Origin of the sequence: Nostoc sp., assembly GCF_036916975.1 — a bacterium.
Lineage (GTDB): Bacteria > Cyanobacteriota > Cyanobacteriia > Cyanobacteriales > Nostocaceae > Nostoc.
This window is the reverse complement of record NZ_JBALFF010000121.1, coordinates 40119-54158: the sequence shown is the minus strand read 5'-3', so window position 1 is coordinate 54158 and position 14040 is coordinate 40119. Positions and strand designations below refer to the sequence as shown.

The 14040-nt window shown below is 40.9% G+C and carries 13 protein-coding genes and 1 pseudogene; 7 read left to right on the top strand and 7 right to left on the bottom strand.

Features of this window, described 5'->3' with window-relative positions:
• Nucleotides 1-77: 77 nt before the first annotated feature.
• Nucleotides 78-524, top strand: a complete 447-nt coding sequence (locus tag V7K73_RS28080) for a DUF29 domain-containing protein (RefSeq protein ID WP_334885106.1) — start codon at nt 78-80, stop codon at nt 522-524.
• A gap of 235 nt (nt 525-759) precedes the next feature.
• On the opposite strand, the pseudogene V7K73_RS28075 reads toward V7K73_RS28080, so the two are convergent.
• Together V7K73_RS28075 and rppA are read right to left on the bottom strand one after the other, a co-directional pair.
• Nucleotides 760-921, bottom strand: a pseudogene (locus V7K73_RS28075) (Uma2 family endonuclease); the annotation flags it as partial.
• Nucleotides 922-1018: 97 nt separating this feature from the next.
• On the bottom strand, nt 1019-1717 hold the full coding sequence (gene rppA, locus V7K73_RS28070; protein ID WP_334885132.1) for a two-component system response regulator RppA: 699 nt from the start codon (nt 1715-1717) through the stop codon (nt 1019-1021).
• A gap of 76 nt (nt 1718-1793) precedes the next feature.
• Between rppA and hisG the strand changes: the two genes are divergently transcribed.
• The 5 genes from hisG (at nt 1794) to V7K73_RS28045 (ending at nt 9516) form a co-directional block, all read left to right on the top strand.
• Entirely contained in the window at nt 1794-2438 is a 645-nt protein-coding gene (hisG, locus tag V7K73_RS28065) for an ATP phosphoribosyltransferase (protein WP_334885104.1), read from the top strand.
• A gap of 624 nt (nt 2439-3062) precedes the next feature.
• Nucleotides 3063-5633 carry a GAF domain-containing protein gene (locus V7K73_RS28060; RefSeq protein ID WP_334885101.1) on the top strand — a complete coding sequence of 857 codons (2571 nt, stop codon included), beginning with the start codon at nt 3063-3065 and terminating at the stop codon, nt 5631-5633.
• A gap of 8 nt (nt 5634-5641) precedes the next feature.
• Nucleotides 5642-6067, top strand: coding sequence for a response regulator (locus V7K73_RS28055; RefSeq protein ID WP_442936800.1), 426 nt, complete (start codon nt 5642-5644; stop codon nt 6065-6067).
• 5 nt (nt 6068-6072) lie between these two features.
• Complete coding sequence (locus tag V7K73_RS28050) at nt 6073-8352, top strand: hybrid sensor histidine kinase/response regulator (protein WP_334885130.1); 2280 nt, start codon at nt 6073-6075, stop codon at nt 8350-8352.
• A gap of 252 nt (nt 8353-8604) precedes the next feature.
• Nucleotides 8605-9516, top strand: coding sequence for a hypothetical protein (locus tag V7K73_RS28045; protein WP_334885097.1), 912 nt, complete (start codon nt 8605-8607; stop codon nt 9514-9516).
• A gap of 69 nt (nt 9517-9585) precedes the next feature.
• Here V7K73_RS28045 and V7K73_RS28040 read toward each other — a convergent pair whose 3' ends face one another.
• The 5 genes from V7K73_RS28040 to yidD form a co-directional block, all read right to left on the bottom strand.
• Nucleotides 9586-10029 (bottom strand): type II toxin-antitoxin system PemK/MazF family toxin, encoded by a 444-nt coding sequence (locus V7K73_RS28040; protein WP_334885095.1) that lies wholly within the window; start codon nt 10027-10029, stop codon nt 9586-9588.
• On the bottom strand, nt 10023-10265 hold the full coding sequence (locus V7K73_RS28035) for an AbrB/MazE/SpoVT family DNA-binding domain-containing protein (protein ID WP_334885093.1): 243 nt from the start codon (nt 10263-10265) through the stop codon (nt 10023-10025). Before V7K73_RS28035 ends, V7K73_RS28040 begins: the two co-directional genes overlap by 7 nt.
• 284 nt (nt 10266-10549) lie before the next feature.
• The gene (gene ychF, locus V7K73_RS28030) at nt 10550-11641 is read right to left on the bottom strand and encodes a redox-regulated ATPase YchF (protein WP_334885091.1); all 1092 of its coding nucleotides are present in this window, start codon (nt 11639-11641) and stop codon (nt 10550-10552) included.
• A 45-nt stretch (nt 11642-11686) separates the two neighbouring features.
• Nucleotides 11687-11878: a hypothetical protein gene (locus V7K73_RS28025; protein ID WP_334885089.1), complete on the bottom strand. Its 192-nt coding sequence runs from the start codon at nt 11876-11878 to the stop codon at nt 11687-11689.
• 244 nt (nt 11879-12122) lie between these two features.
• On the bottom strand, nt 12123-12359 hold the full coding sequence (gene yidD / locus V7K73_RS28020; protein WP_229486193.1) for a membrane protein insertion efficiency factor YidD: 237 nt from the start codon (nt 12357-12359) through the stop codon (nt 12123-12125).
• A gap of 61 nt (nt 12360-12420) precedes the next feature.
• On the opposite strand from yidD, the gene V7K73_RS28015 reads away from it, so the two are divergent.
• Entirely contained in the window at nt 12421-13125 is a 705-nt protein-coding gene (locus V7K73_RS28015) for a diacylglycerol/polyprenol kinase family protein (RefSeq protein WP_334885086.1), read from the top strand.
• The last annotated feature ends 915 nt before the right edge of the window (nt 13126-14040 follow it).

The following is a 14040-nucleotide window of genomic DNA, read 5'->3' as shown; positions in this document are numbered from 1 at the left end:
CAACGGGGAGACGAATGGAAGTGAGGTTTTTAGTATACTTTCGGTTAAACTATTCCTAAAGCAATCTAAAGTTTTTTATGACTCAATCACCAGTAAAAACTCTCTATGTAACAGACTTTGCATTATGGATTGAGCAGACTGTCAATAGCTTAAAATCCCAAGATTATAGCAATGTAGACTGGGAAAACTTAATTGAGGAGATAGAAGGATTGGGGAGGAGGGATAGACGAGAATTAGAAAGTCGTTTGACAACTTTATTTGAACACGCCTTAAAACGGAATTATGTAAATTTACCAGAATGTTATGGCGGTTGGGAAGCAACAATAAGCCGTACACAACAGGAATTAAGTCGTATTCTTCGAGATTGCCCTAGTTTACGTAATTATTTTTTAACTATATCTAATGAATGTTATCAGAATGCACAGAAAAACATGAGTAAGGAATATGAAACAAAATTTCCTGACGATTGTCCTTTTGCTAATGATGTAGAAACATTATTGAATGATAGTTTTTGGTGTTGTTAAAAACCTCTAGTCATTAGTTTTCAGTCATACCTGCATATATTTTGGCTGAGAGATTGTCTCACCTAAAGGCACAAAAGCGCAGAGAGGATTTGGTGATTTTATAATATTGGTATAAACTACCGATGTATAACGCTCCAAAAAGGTGCGATCGCTATCGTTTAGTAGTTGTCTTAATTATATTAATTATTATGTCATATATTTTTAGTAACAAGGAACGGGAGAGTTTTATCCAGACTTAGGCACCTTGTTCAAATTCGTCAATGGCTTGAATTTCATCTACAATCTGGATGCATTGTTCTAATAAAGCAATATTTAGTTCCGCCAATAATTCACTTAAGGTAATCTGTTCGTAGCCGTAAGTAGCTAAATCAGATGGTGTTTCTTCTCGTAAGTGATAAGTCTAAAAGTTCTTTCAGGCTGATGACCATTGTTTTCTCTAAAAATTAGGGTTTAAGTAAACACTAAGCAGCGTTCACCATAGAAAAATTTCTCCGTTAAACTGACTCCACTGAGGAAGCTCCGAAACGATAGCCTTTGCCGTAGACTGTGTGAATCAGTGTAGTTTCTCTACCTATCTCAATCTTACGGCGCAGCAAACGAATTAATGCTGCGATTACATTACTACTGGGTTGTTCCTCCTCTTGCCACAAATTTTCCATAATTTGGGCATGAGTCATTAATTGCCCAGTGTGTTCCATAAAATATTGCAGTAACTGGCTTTCTTTTTGCGAAAGTTCAATTATTATTCCTTGGCGATAGGCTACTTGATTTTCATAATCAAGTTCTAAATCAGCGACGGTTAAACGTCCGCTAGTAGTTTCATAGCTTTGGGAACCGGAACGACGCAACAAAGCCCGGACTCTGGCTAGTAACTCCCGCAGTTCAAAAGGTTTAACTAAATAGTCATCCGCACCAGCATCTAAACCTTGTACGCGGTCATCTAGAGTATCTTTAGCTGTGAGAAACAGCACGGGAGTGGTTTTACCTTGTCGCCGCAATTGCTGACAAATTTCTAACCCCGTTTTTCCTGGCAGCATCCAATCTAAAATTAGTAGGTCATAACTACCAGCTTGTGCATATTCGTTGCCACTTGTGCCATCGTAAGCGGCATCCACAATGTAACCCTCACGAGTTAATAAGCGACTCAAGGGTTCAGTTAGTTCAACTTCATCATCAACTAATAAAATTCTCATGCTGCTTGTGGTAAGCATATAGAGATATTCTCAATATTATTAAACTGCCAGAACGCTAAGGATATTAAGAAAAATAATGCTGACTGTTGCATTGCCAAAAGGGGAACTCCTTAAAAATAGCATCCGCCTGCTACAATCTGTGGGATTAGATTTTAGTGCTTTTTTAGATTCAGGAACTCGCCAACTTCAAATTCTTGACACTAAGGGAGTTGCAAAAGCTTTGTTGGTGCGGGCGCAGGATGTGCCTGTTTATGTGGAATATGGTCAGGCACAACTGGGTGTTGTTGGTTATGATGTGCTGCGGGAGAAGCAGCCGCAAGTTGCCCACTTGGTGGATTTGCAGTTTGGGCATTGTCGGATGTCGGTGGCGGTAAAAGCATCCAGTTCTTACCGATCGCCTTTAGATTTACCAGCGCATGGTAGAGTTGCTTCAAAATATGTAAATTGCGCTCGTGAATATTTCCACAGTCTAGATTTACCTGTGGAAATAGTACCGTTGTATGGTTCAGTGGAACTAGGGCCAATTACTGGAATGTCAGAAGCGATCGTGGATTTGGTTTCTACAGGGCGGACTTTGCGCGAAAATGGTTTGATTGAAATTGCGACTCTCTATGAAAGCACGGCGCGGTTGATTGCCCATCCTCTAAGTTACCGTTTGAATACGGGTAATTTAAGTGATGTGATTGCCAAGCTGCGAGAAACCGTTTTGGTAGAGGTTTAATAGTAGTGCTGGCAAGGTGATGCAATTCACGGTTTATCGAATAGCCCAAAGAAACCTCACCCTGCTTTTAGCTTGTGCAAAACCTGTCCCTCTCCTTACTAAGGAGAGGGATGTCCGTCATACCATTTCTTTGTCAGGCTCCGCCAAACCTTTTAACTAGGACTTACGCACTGTACAAAATAACTATCTTGTGTATCAACGTAAATACGTTGTTTCAGGCTTTTATCAATCTCCCTTGATTGGGTGCGATCGCCAAAATATCATTGAAAAATCTCGCTATAAGCCTTGGAAACTATACTTGCTATTTTGGCTTTTCTGTCAATGCGTAAGTCCTATTAACTTCTTTCTTTGTGTCCTTTGCGTCTTTGCGGTTCGTTTTTATTTCTTCTACTCAAAATTTAAACAGACTTCCCTGAATGGCCAGAGGCGGAGAAAAAACTAAGAATTGTTAAAAAGATTAAGCTATTCTTAAGATTAGGACTTACGCATCAAGTACGAAATGTAGGGGCAATTCATGAATTGCCCCTACGAGAAATCAACGCTTTCAGTGCCTTGAAAGCGTAAGTCCTAAAGATATCCGCGCTAATGACTGAATATTACATTGAAATTAATTAAGAAAAGTTAATGAAAGCTGGACAAATTGATACAGAAATGGCAAGGCTAGAAGCTCTCCGCCAGTATCAAATTCTTGACACCGAACCGGAAGAACCTTACGACAATCTTGCTCAGTTAGCGGCATTTATTTGTGGTACGCCCATAGCCTTGGTAAATTTCATTGATGAAAATCGTCAATGGTTTAAGGCAAAAGTAGGTTTAAATGTATCAGAAATGCCCCGGAGTGTTGGCTTATCTTACATTTGCCAAGAACGGCGTAATGTTGTAGTGATTCCTGATGCTCTAGCTGATGAAAAATTCGCAAAGAATCCGGTAGTCACTGGCTATCCATATATGCGATTTTATGCAGGTGTACCCCTAATTACCCCACAGGGAGATATGCTGGGAACTTTGTGTGTAATTGACCAAGTTCCACGGGAATTGAACCAAGAACAAGTAGAGGCGCTTGTGGCTTTGAGCCGCTTGGTAATCGACCAATTAGAACTCAGGCGTCATGTAACTGAAGTATCTCAAGTTACCGAGAAACTAATAGCCCAGAAACAAGCAGCACACGCCGAGTCTGAAGCTGCGAGAATCCGCATTGCTAATTTGCTCGAAAGCATCACTGATGCGTTTTTTGCTTTAGATAAAAAGTGGCGATTCACTTACATTAATGGTCAAGCAGAATTGCTGTTGCAAAAAAACCAAAAAGAATTATTAAATCAAAGCATCTGGGAGGTATTTCCAGAACTTATAGACACAACATTTCATCGTGAGTATCACAGGGCAATGTCAGAACAGGTGAGTGTGGAATTTGAGGAATTTTATCAGCCCCTAAAGTGCTGGTTTCAAGTTCACGCTTATCCTGCAAAAGATGGTTTGTCTGTTTATTTCCAAGACATTACTGAACGACGGCGAACAGCAGAAGCACTACAAGAGAGTGAAGAACGCTGGCAGTTAGCATTACATGGTAATAATGATGGTATTTGGGATTGGAACCTCAAGACTAATGAAGTGTTCTTCTCAACTCGATGGAAAGAAATGCTCGGTTATAAAGACCACGAAGTTTCCAACGGTTGGGATGAATGGACAAAACTAATCCACCCCGATGAGCGAGATTGGGTACTTCAAGCTTGGAAAGACCATTTTGCCCAGAAAACACCGTTTTATGTCTGTGAATATCGAGTCCAGTGCCAAGACGGCAGCTATAAATGGATTCTAGATCGAGGACAGGCACTTTGGGACGCATCGGGTGATATAGTTCGCATGGTGGGTTCTTATACTGATATCACAGATCGCAAGCAGGCTGATGAAGAATTAAAGCGGCAGAATTTGCGATCGCAATTATTTGCCCAAATCACTCTGAAAATTCGAGAATCTTTACAAATAAACGAAATTCTTAAAACCACGGTTACTGAAGTACAAAAACTACTACAAGCTGACCGAGTTTTAATTTTTCAACTAGAGTCTGATGGTTCGGGAACAGTAGTACAAGAGGCGGTGCTACCTGGTTGGCCGGTAATTCTAGGAAGAAATTTGCTCGACTCCTGCTTTAAAGAAGAATACATAGAAAGATATCGCCAAGGAAGAGTCAGTGCGATGGAAGACATCCAAGCTGCTCACATTCAACCATGTCATCGAGAATTTCTTGAGCAGTTTGCTGTCAGGGCTAACCTCGTAGTGCCAATTCTCGTCAGGGAAAGCATTTGGGGCTTGTTGCTGGCTCATCAGTGTGCTGCACCTCGACGGTGGAATAACTTTGAGACGGAGTTGTTAAAGCAACTAGGTAATCAAATTGGCATTGCTTTATCTCAAGCGCAACTATTAGAAAAAGAAACCCAGCAAAGTCAGGAACTGGCTCGTTCTAATGCGGAATTGGAACAGTTTGCTTATGTCGCTTCTCATGACTTGCAAGAGCCATTGCGGATGGTAACAAGTTATTTACAACTATTAGAGCGAAGATACAAAAGTCAACTAGATGCCAATGCCGATCAGTTTATCAACTACGCAGTAGATGGAGCGCGGCGGATGCAGACGCTGATAAATGATTTATTGAATTATTCTCGCGTCAGCAGCCGTGGACAGCCCTTTATACCAGTAAGTTGTAGTGTTGCCTTAGAAGAAGCGATCGCTAATTTAGAAATTGCGATCGCAGATACTAAAGCAATTGTCACTCACGATCCTTTACCGGAAGTAATGGCTGATGCTACCCAATTGATACAAGTATTTCAAAACCTGATTGGCAATGCGATCAAATTTTGTCAGAATCAGCAGCCACGAATTCACATCGGCGTTGCGAAGCCAGATGCAAATCCAGATGGGGAAAGTTTAAATGTTATGCCGTCGGTAGATGAATGGTTGTTCTCAGTATGCGATAATGGCATTGGTTTAGAATCCCAGTATGCAGAACGTATTTTTATAATTTTTCAACGATTGCACGGTAGAGAGAAGTATCCGGGTACTGGAATTGGTCTGGCAATTTGTAAGAAAATTATAGAACGCCACGGCGGCCGGATCTGGGTTGAGTCAAAACTGGGTGAAGGCTCGACTTTCTACTTCACAATTCCAGATAGAGCAGGTAAGCAATTGTGGACACCATAAAAGCGATTATGCCTATTGAGGTTTTGTTAGTAGAGGACAATCCTGGCGATGCCCAACTCACACGCATCGCCCTGGAAGATAGCAAAATCTCCATTCACCTGAATGTGGTAGAAGATGGTGTAGAGGCAATGGCATTCTTGCGAAAGCAGGACAAATACCTTAAAGCAGCCCATCCAGATATTGTCCTGCTCGATTTAAATCTCCCCAGAAAAGATGGACGGGAAGTACTGGCAGAAATTAAAGGAGATGAAAACCTCAGACGAATTCCTGTAGTAATTTTGACGACTTCCCAAGCAGAAGAAGACATCCTCAAAGCCTATAATTTATGTGCAAATTGTTATATAACTAAACCAGTAGATTTCGATCAATTCGTTAAAATTGTCCAATCAATAGAAAATTTTTGGTTTGCGATCGTAAAACTGCCACCGGAGTAATTGAAATGGCAGGTAAAAATATTAAAGTCTTATTAGTAGAAGATAACCCTGGTGATGTATTTTTATTACAAGAGTTTTTAAAAGAAGTTACCACAGTTGTAGTTGATTTGTCGCCCGTTGAGCGGCTTTCCGAAGCACTCAACTACTTAGCTAAGGAACTTTTTGATGTAATTTTGTTAGACCTCTCGCTGCCAGATAGCCAGGGACTAGAAACCTTTCTTATCGCTCACCATCAAGCAAAAGGCACTCCGATAATTGTGCTGACGGGTATAAACGATGAAACCCTAGCAATTAGAGCAATGCAAGAAGGAGCGCAAGATTATTTGGTGAAAGGGCAAGTAACTGGCGACTTGCTGGTGCGCTCAATGCGTTATGCCATCGAACGGCAACGGGCAGACAACGCCCTGCGACAGAGTGAGGAGCGATTTCGGGTAGCCCTGAAAAACTCTCCCATCTTCGTCTACAACCAAGATTGCGATTTACGGTACACCTGGGTTTATAATCCCTCATTTGGATTGACGGTTGAGGGAATATTGGGCAAACAAGACTTGGATATTATTCCAGTTGAAGATGCTCAACATCTCACCACAATTAAACGTGAAGTGTTAACCAGTGGCATAGGAAGGCGAGAGGAAGTATCAATAACAATCAAAGATACAACTCGATATTACGATTTGACAGTTGAGCCATTGCGGAACGAGTCACAAGAAATTGTCGGCGTGACATGCGCCAGTATTGATATTAGCGAACGACAAGCCGCACTACGCGAACGCAAATTGGCAGAAGAAAAAATCCGCGAACAAGCAGCATTACTTGATGTCACCACAGATGCCATTTGTCTGCGAGATTTAAACAATCAAATTATCTTCTGGAACAAAGGCGCAGAAACACTTTACGGCTGGAAAGCGACAGAAGCTTGGGGCAAAAATGCTAGTGAGCTTTTGTATGACGAACCTTCGCCAGAAATCGAAGCCGCTTTATTCCAAGTTATAAGTAAAGGAAAGTGGCAGGGCGAGTTAACTAAACTTACTAAAATGGACAAAGAAATCCTTGTTGCTAGTCGCTGGAGTTTGGTGTGCGATGAACAAGGGAAACCCAAATCAATTCTCAGCGTTGACACAGATATTACCGACAAAAAACACCTAGAAGCCCAATTGTTTCGCGCCCAACGCCTGGAAAGTATAGGCACTTTGGCTAGTGGCATTGCTCACGACCTCAACAATATCCTGACACCGATTTTGGCAGGAGCGCAACTGCTACCGCTCAAATTTCCCGATGTAGATGAGCGAACTCGCCATCTACTAGAAATTTTAGAAATCAACGCTAGACGCGGTGCTGATTTAGTTAAACAGGTGTTGTCTTTTGCGCGGGGTGTAGAAGGGAAGCGCATCACTTTGCAACTCAGACATCTGATTGTGGAACTAGGCAAGATTCTCAAAGAGACATTTCCCAAATACATAGAAATCAGCACTGATGTACTACAAGATTTGTGGATGGTTTCTGGAGATAGCACCCAACTGCATCAAGTGCTGATGAACCTCTGCGTTAACGCCCGTGATGCTATGGCCAATGGCGGTAGTTTGAGTATCTCTGCTGAGAATGTGTTAATTGACGAAAATTATGCCAGGATGAACCTAGAAGCCAAAGAGGGTCCTTACACAGTGATAACTGTCTCCGATACTGGGACTGGAATTCCTAGAGAAATCTTAGATAGAATTTTCGAGCCATTCTTTACCACAAAAGATGTGAGACAAGGCACTGGTTTAGGACTTTCCACCGTGCTGGGGATAGTTAAAAGCCACGGAGGTTTTGTGGATGTGTATAGCGAAGTGGGAAGTGGGACTAGCTTTAAGGTTTACTTACCAGCAGTAGAAGGAATGGAAACACTCACTCCAGAAGAATTGCCACCACAGACAGGACATGGAGAATTGATTTTGGTTGTAGATGATGAAGTTGCAATTCTTGAGATTACCAGAACATCACTAGAAGCTTACAACTATAAAATCTTAATTGCCAGTGATGGCATTGAAGCGATCGCGCTGTACGCTAAAAATAGGGACAAAATTAGTGCTGTACTAATGGATATTATGCTGCCCTTGCTGGATGGTTTAATTGCCATCCGTACCCTGCGAAAAATCAACCCCCAAGTCAGAATTATTGCCAGCAGTGGACTTATATCTGACAATAAGCTCAGTGCATTAGCTGCTATTGGTGTCAATACATTTTTGTCGAAGCCCTATACTGTCAACGAATTATTGCTTTCTTTACAGAAAGTACTATCGTGAGCCAAACAATTTTGGATTTTAGATTTTGGATTTTAGATTTGTTTCCTCTTACTTACGTTTGTATAAATAGTTATGCTAACCATAGTCATATCCAAAATCTAAAATTAGATGAATTAATTGCGTAATTTTACTAATGGCTAAGAGTACAAAAGGCTGCTTTATTGATGTGAGTGCAAATTGCTTTGATTTGATATGATTGAGCATCCGTTAACACACTCCTTTTAGCGATATTCACAGCTTGGCTAAATGAATATGCCTCGGTTTCTTAAGTTAATCATCAATATAGTAGTCTTAGGTGCATTATTACTGATATCCCAGCAAGTTTGGGCGCAAGATTGGCGTCCGGTTCGCGGTGGTATCCCTTTCGGTATCAGTGGTATGGCTTTGATAGAGCAACAAACCAATAAGCTCGATTTTCTGATTGTCCATGACAACAAACAAAAAAACCAAGGTCGTTTAGCAATTATCAGCATTAAGGGTAAAAACCAACCTGAATATTTTCCCTTGAACTGGCCGAGCAACATAGAATTACCCATTGATTTAGAAGCTTTAACATCTGTTCCAGAAAAAACAAAGTTCTCATTTATCGCTTTAAGCAGTTCTGGAAAAGCTTATTACCTCCGTTTAGAGCCTATTAAGAAGACCATCTCTATTATCAAAGAATTCGATTTACCAGGAATTATTCCAGGAAATAATTTTGAAGCATTTGGATTACAAAATATAGACGGTAAATTAGTTGCTATTTGGGGAGATAGAGGCGAAAAAGAAGAACCAGCAACTATTTTTTGGGGAACCTTTGATTTAGCTAAATATCAAATTACTCTTGCAGGTTCTGCCAATCTGAAAGTACCGTTTCCATCTGGCAATGTTCGCCATATTTCAGATATTAAAATAGATCCCGTAGGAATTGTATACATTACCTCAGCAAGTGATGGCGGAGATGATGGCCCATTTGAGTCAGCTGTGTATGTCGCTGGCTACTTGGGATTTCGTGGTAACAAAATTGCATGGCGGCAAAATCCTCAACTTGTTCCTCTTTACCGCTCTAATTACCACAAAATCGAAGGTATAGAACTTGTTCCCGGTGCAGAAGGCGGTGTGATGGTTGGTACAGATGATGAGAACTTGGGTTCTTATGTATACATTGTAGGTGGAAATAGCTGAACGATAGGAGTTCTAAATCATAGCTTGTTGAGGGTGCGATCGCACTTCTAATTTTATTTAAAATTAGTTTTAAAAAATTAATGTTTCGAGCTTTGCCTGTACTTCTTCTATTAAATCTTGTGAAACACTTTCAACAAATTTTACCTTTCTAGCTTTCCAATCGAGTGTTTTAATTTGGTCAGATAACACAACTCCTTTTGTTTGCATTCCCTCAACAAGTGGAACTTCAAAACTAAGCCCTTTTGCCTTGCTAGTTATCGTACACGCTAAAACTAAAGAAGCGATTCGATTGTATTTAATTGGAGATATAACCAGAACAGGGCGGTAGCCCATTTGCTCCCGCCCTTGCTGTTGTAATTCATTGTTCATTGTCCTAGCAATGTCATCAAATGACATTCCTGATGTGTAGAGGGCAAATGCACGCTGAATCGAATCAACCGTAAACTGCTGTGTAGCTCCAAATTCTAATTTGATAATATCTCCTCTTTTGGGAAAGTATGGATTAACTACCAATCTTCATTCCCCACAGCGTTTCCAGTTTCAAATTCCGAATGGAATTTATCAGGAGTCATACCTTCAAGCAACTCATCAAGGGTATACTTTTTTCGTTTTTGTGGTGTAATTATAATATTATTACCTTCCACACTAAGGTCTATAGCTGTCCCTTCGGTTACATGTGCTTGTTCAGCTACCGCTCTTGGAATCCGAATAGCTAAACTATTTCCCCATTTAGCAACAACTGCGGTCATAGCTATCTCCAAAAATTTTCTTAGCGATCTACACGCCCGAATTTTAGATTTTCGGAGTGAAAATTTTTCTAACGTATATACATTGAAGATACATCTTTTATTAGCGGGTGTCAACGTTCTCTTGCAGGTTTATTTGCGATCGCATAGCAACTTCCTTAAAACTAGACGCATACATTGAGCCTTTTGTCAAGGATTACAGTGCGATGCCTACGGGGGGCAAAGCCTACGCAACTTGGTGTAGGTTGACCATTATCTTATCGATAACGGCCACTCATTAATTACATCTACACATTAAATCGGAACAACATTACATCCCCTTCCTGCACAACATACTCTTTACCTTCACTGCGAACCAACCCTTTTTCCTTCGCAGCATTCATCGAACCAGTTGTTACCAAATCTTTATAAGCGACAGTTTCAGCGCGAATAAATCCCCGTTCAAAATCACTGTGAATTACACCAGCAGCTTGAGGTGCAGACATTCCAGCATTAATTGTCCAAGCGTGGGTTTCTTTAGGGCCACAAGTGAAATATGTCCGTAAGCCTAAAAGCATGTAAGTTGCCCGAATCAATGATTTCAAACCGCCTTCTTCCACACCTAAAGAAGCGAGAAAATCAGCTTTATCTGACTCTGGTAATTCCACTAATTCAGCTTCAACTTGAGCCGAAACTATCACAACTTGAGCATTTTCTGTCGCTGCAATTTGCCGCACTGTTTCCACAAAATGATTACCAGTTGCCAACTCATCCTCAGATACATTCGCGGCGTAGATAATCGGCTTATAAGTGAGTAGTTCTAATCCTTTAATAATTTCTGTTTCTTCTTCATTCAAGCTTACCTGACGCACCGATTTACCTTCATTTAAAGCCGCAGCTAATTTTTCTAAAACTGAGACTTCAAACTGTGCATCTTTGCTAGTACGAGCTTGTTTGCGAGTCCGGTCAATTCGCCGCTCAATTTGTGCTAAATCTGATAAACCCAGTTCTATATTAATGATTTCAATATCTCGTGCTGGGTCAACAGAACCAGCAACGTGGATAATATCATCATTTTCAAAACAACGTACCACATGGACGATCGCATCAACTTCCCGGATGTGGGAGAGGAATTGATTCCCCAATCCCTCACCCTGACTTGCACCTTTAACTAAACCAGCGATATCAACAAATTCAACCCGCGCCGGGATAATTTGTACCGAACTGCCAATCTTAGCAAGAACATTTAACCGTTCATCCGGTACTGCGACAACGCCGACATTCGGTTCAATCGTGCAAAAAGGGAAGTTAGCTGCTTCAGCTTTGGCATTAGCAACTACAGCATTAAATAAAGTAGATTTTCCGACGTTGGGAAGTCCGACAATTCCGGCTCTTAGCATTTTGGATTTTAGATTTTGGATTTTGGATTACATTACCAAGTTAATCTAAACAGGTTCCGGTATGGTTTGGGGAATTGGCCCTGGAACCGTCTGAGGAATGGGAGCAGGTACTGGTTCTGGTAAAGGTTGAGGAATCGCTGGCCCCGGTACAGGTTCGGGATTGGGACTAGGTAGCGGATTCGGCCCAGGAGTAGGAATTTGTGGTTCTGGTATAGAAATCGCAGTAGGATTAATCATCGTAAGCCTAAATTAAATTATTCAACCTTCCCACGCTAGATGACAACCTCATGCGTTGACATCTCCCCAAATAGCTATACCCACAAACATTTCCTTTAATAACTTACCCCTCTTCTCATTCTCTGCGTCCCTCTGCGCTTCCCTTTGCGCGACGGCAGTCGCTACAAACTCCTCCACCCCCGCAACGCGCTGCCTCCCCTCTGCGTTTAAATTCCACCCTCAATTCCCCACCATTTCCACAAAACTACTCCCCCTCCACCTTTTCTACCACCTCTGGCACTGGATCGTAACCACCTGGATGAAACGGATGACACCGCAAAATCCGTCGAGTTGCCATCCACCCACCACGCAACACCCCAAATCGTTCAATAGCTTCAATAGCATACATCGAACAAGTTGGTTGAAAGCGACAAGTCGGGAGAAACAACGGCGAGATAAACATTCGGTAGCCCCGAATCAGCCAAATAAATAATAATTTCATTGCAGTTACCCAAATCTTATAAATTAGTAGCAGGGGTAAAAATTTTCATTTTGTCGCATCTTTGTTAATTACATTTTCTGACTTCACCTCAATTCCGCTTTTCTGGCTGCAAATTGCGTCGGCTGCAATTTGGGTGTTACTCATCCTTTTGATTGCATGGGTGGTAAACCGCTTTGCCGACAAGCCAGAAATCGTGCGGAAGATAGTTCATATTGGCACTGGTAATGTAATTTTAATCGCTTGGTGGCTAGATATTCCCGCTAGCGTAGGGATTACAGCTTCTATTTTAGCGAGTGCAATCACCTTATTATCCTACCGATTACCCATTCTTCCTGGTATTAATAGCGTTGGCCGCCAAAGTTTAGGGACATTTTTTTACTCCGTCAGTTTTGGTATTTTAGTTGCTTGGTTCTGGTATTTACAACAACCTCAGTACGCAGCACTCGGAATTTTAGTAATGACTTGGGGAGATGGATTAGCAGCCTTAATTGGGCAACGCTTTGGTAAACACAAGTATAAAGTTTTTGGGACAGAAAAAAGTTGGGAAGGCTCCCTAACTATGATGCTCGTTAGCTATGTCGTCTGTAGTTTGATTTTAGTTGGAACTCAAGGAAACAGTTGGCAAACTTGGGCAGTATCACTGTTAGTTGCATTTATCGCTACTGCTTTAGAGGCTGTTTCTTTTTTGGGTATTGACAATTTGACAGTTCCCTTGGGCAGTGCAGCACTTGCCTTCTTTTTAAGTCAGTTAGTTTTGAATTTGTAATTGCTTTGAGTACTATTCCTAATTGAGCAAACACTTTCAAAATTAAAGGTTTTAAACCATTAAGGAGATGCCAAAAGTTTCATGCCTCAATTCACATTAGACGTAATTCAGTAATCAAATAGAAGCAAAGGTAAGCTCAGTAGTGGTGGTAAAAATCAAGGATAACTGTGCTGGTGGTACTGGGGGATGCCTGCTCAACAGACGAATCACTAACCATCGGGTGTGTTTTTTACGTCTCTACAACGATGGTAGCTTGGGTTAATTCTGCGTAATGAAGGTTAAGGTGAAGAATGATTTTAATCCGAGTACGAGGCATAGCTGTACAGTGATTTTATTTATGCCAAATAATACTATTTATTGCGACTTGGTATCAGGCTGAAATTTTTCACCTTCCTATTCGTGCAATAACGCCATTTTGGGTTTCATTATCAGATTAATTAAACATTAACAAAACCTTAACTTTACTAATAATTTAAAAACCTCGACAGAAAATTACTCTCTAAATTTGAAATTCCATAACTCTGAAAGCCTTATAAAAAGAGAGATTAACAATTATTGATAATCTGAATGATTGCTAAAACTGGGTAAAATCGTTCTGAATTTATTTTTGCTACATCAAAAGTGATTATAAAGATTTGATGAAGCAAGATTCAGTCTACTTGCGTTGCTTACCTTGTTATTGATTTAATCAAATTTGTGCTTCTTAATAAGCAGCAAAATCACGTAAAACCCACTGCAAGCATTTAATACCCACGCATATTTGTAATCAATATCTGTGAATATATTTCGCTTCTGTATCTTGAATGCTCTCACTGGGTTGATTCTTGGAGTCTTTGATAAATGCTAGGCGAGAGCCATTGCCAAAAGAAGTAGCCCTTGAATTCAGAATTTTTGCAGATTGTTGAAATTATAAGC

What these genes read in the sequence shown, in the direction of transcription:
- V7K73_RS28080 (WP_334885106.1), top strand. Translation starts at nt 78, where the DNA reads ATGACTCAATCACCAGTAAAAACTCTCTATGTAACAGACTTTGCATTA.
- rppA (WP_334885132.1), bottom strand. Translation starts at nt 1,717, where the DNA reads ATGAGAATTTTATTAGTTGATGATGAAGTTGAACTAACTGAACCCTTG.
- hisG (WP_334885104.1), top strand. Translation starts at nt 1,794, where the DNA reads ATGCTGACTGTTGCATTGCCAAAAGGGGAACTCCTTAAAAATAGCATC.
- V7K73_RS28060 (WP_334885101.1), top strand. Translation starts at nt 3,063, where the DNA reads ATGAAAGCTGGACAAATTGATACAGAAATGGCAAGGCTAGAAGCTCTC.
- V7K73_RS28055 (WP_442936800.1), top strand. Translation starts at nt 5,642, where the DNA reads ATGCCTATTGAGGTTTTGTTAGTAGAGGACAATCCTGGCGATGCCCAA.
- V7K73_RS28050 (WP_334885130.1), top strand. Translation starts at nt 6,073, where the DNA reads ATGGCAGGTAAAAATATTAAAGTCTTATTAGTAGAAGATAACCCTGGT.
- V7K73_RS28045 (WP_334885097.1), top strand. Translation starts at nt 8,605, where the DNA reads ATGCCTCGGTTTCTTAAGTTAATCATCAATATAGTAGTCTTAGGTGCA.
- V7K73_RS28035 (WP_334885093.1), bottom strand. Translation starts at nt 10,265, where the DNA reads ATGACCGCAGTTGTTGCTAAATGGGGAAATAGTTTAGCTATTCGGATT.
- ychF (WP_334885091.1), bottom strand. Translation starts at nt 11,641, where the DNA reads ATGCTAAGAGCCGGAATTGTCGGACTTCCCAACGTCGGAAAATCTACT.
- V7K73_RS28025 (WP_334885089.1), bottom strand. Translation starts at nt 11,878, where the DNA reads ATGATTAATCCTACTGCGATTTCTATACCAGAACCACAAATTCCTACT.
- yidD (WP_229486193.1), bottom strand. Translation starts at nt 12,359, where the DNA reads ATGAAATTATTATTTATTTGGCTGATTCGGGGCTACCGAATGTTTATC.